Genomic DNA, 1,690 nt, shown 5'->3' on the forward strand with positions numbered 1-1,690 from the left:
GCCAACAAGCCTGACTGGCAGTCCATCTAGAAGGCAAACCAAACATGTCCAAGGAAGCATACGAGTCGGCGGGGCTCGCGGTTGAATCATCCCTCCACGGACCGGTCCATCCCCTTGTCCTGACTGGCGCAAGGCTGATAGACGCTCGAGGAATCAGGGAAAACAGCTGGATTTTGGCTCTGGATGGCAGGATTGAGCAGGTCGGGCAAGGCAGAGAGAGCCTGGAATCCGCCCTGAGGGCCGCTGGCCTGCCCAGCCTGCCGCCCTCCTTCCAGCCTGGATCAGATACCCATGACGTGAATGCGGACGGTGCTGAGTTCATCGATGCAGCCAGCTTCATCCTCACCCCCGGGTTCATCGACATCCACTCCCACGGCGGCTGGGTTCACTCATTTGACGACGGCGACGAGGCCATTCGCACAGCCAGGGCCTGCCATATGGTCCATGGAACAACCAGGCAGGTGCTCAGCCTGATCACCAATCCGGTCGACACGATGTGCACCAATCTGCGCTCAGTCAAGAGGGTCATGGACTCCAGACCCGACGTGCTGGGCGCCCACTTGGAAGGGCCCTTCATCGCACTCTCCCGTAAGGGCGCGCACGACCCCAAGTGCCTGCGCGATCCTGAGCCAGCGGTTCTTGACAATCTCCTGGAGGCTGCCGACGGTTGCATACGCCAGGTGACCCTGGCCCCCGAGCGCGACCATGGCTACGAGGCCATATCCCGCCTGGCCGAGTCCGGTGTGGTGCCTGCGGTTGGCCATTGCGATGCCGACTATGACCAGACCCGCCGTGCATTCAATGCCGGCGCCCGTATACTCACTCATGTTTTCAACGCCATGAACGGCATCCACCACCGTCAGCCGGGCCCCATTCCAGCCGCCGTGGAGGACCGCCGGGTTACAGCCGAGCTGATCAACGACGGTTTCCATGTGCAGGACCCCTGCGTCGACCTGGCCTTCAGGCTCTTCCCCCATCGGATAGCCCTGGTCACCGACGCCATGGAGGCCACCGGCTGCGAGGACGGCGCCTACAAGCTGGGTTCCCTGGATGTAACAGTGAAGGGCGGCCACGCCCGTCTGACCTCCAACGGGGCCATCGCCGGCTCAACCCTGACCCTGGATGTGGCAGTCGGCAGAGCTATCCAGGCCATCGGCCTGCCAGCCCCCCAGGCCGTGGAAGCCGCCACGCTGACACCTGCCCGAGCCCTGGGACTGGACCGTCCCAACCCGATCACCGGTGCTCCGCTGGGTCTGCTGGCGCCCGGCTATGCGGCCGACCTCCTCCTCCTGAACCCGACTGACTGGTCCGTCAAAACCGTGGTCTGTAACGGGCACAGAATTCAGCTTTGAATCGGCCTCAGCGGCTCCTCCTACTCCGACCCGGACAGAAGGAGCCGCTCTATATCCTCTTGATCCATATGGGGATAGGAACCGCAAATCCTCCCATCCTGCATATACAGAATTCTGTCGGCCCTGGAAGCCACCCTGGCATCATGAGTAACCAGAAGGCTGGCCTTGAGTCCCGCACTCATGGCTGCTTGGATGGCATCAAGGGTGTCCTCACGGGCTCTGGGATCCAGATTGCCGGTGGGCTCATCCGCGAAGAGAACCTGCGCATCCATGATCATGGCCCGAGCGATGGCCACCCGCTGCTGTTGACCTCCTGACAGCTCGCCCACCTTTCGCCT

Annotated in this window: 2 protein-coding genes; one reads left to right on the top strand and one right to left on the bottom strand. The window is 62.6% G+C overall.

Annotation, left to right across the window (positions count from 1 at the left end; translation table 11 throughout):
- The first annotated feature begins 44 nt into the window (after positions 1-44).
- Positions 45-1,352, top strand: a complete 1,308-nt coding sequence (gene nagA / locus AC0AP0_RS07630) for an N-acetylglucosamine-6-phosphate deacetylase (RefSeq protein WP_490430024.1) — start codon at positions 45-47, stop codon at positions 1,350-1,352.
- 20 nt (positions 1,353-1,372) lie between these two features.
- On the opposite strand, the gene AC0AP0_RS07635 is transcribed toward nagA, so the two are convergent.
- Positions 1,373-1,690, bottom strand: a 318-nt coding sequence (locus tag AC0AP0_RS07635) for an ATP-binding cassette domain-containing protein (protein ID WP_490430025.1), incomplete at its 5' end; no start/stop codon positions are given.

It is taken from the genome of Bifidobacterium sp. POST2/T3 (B1), assembly GCF_058197115.1.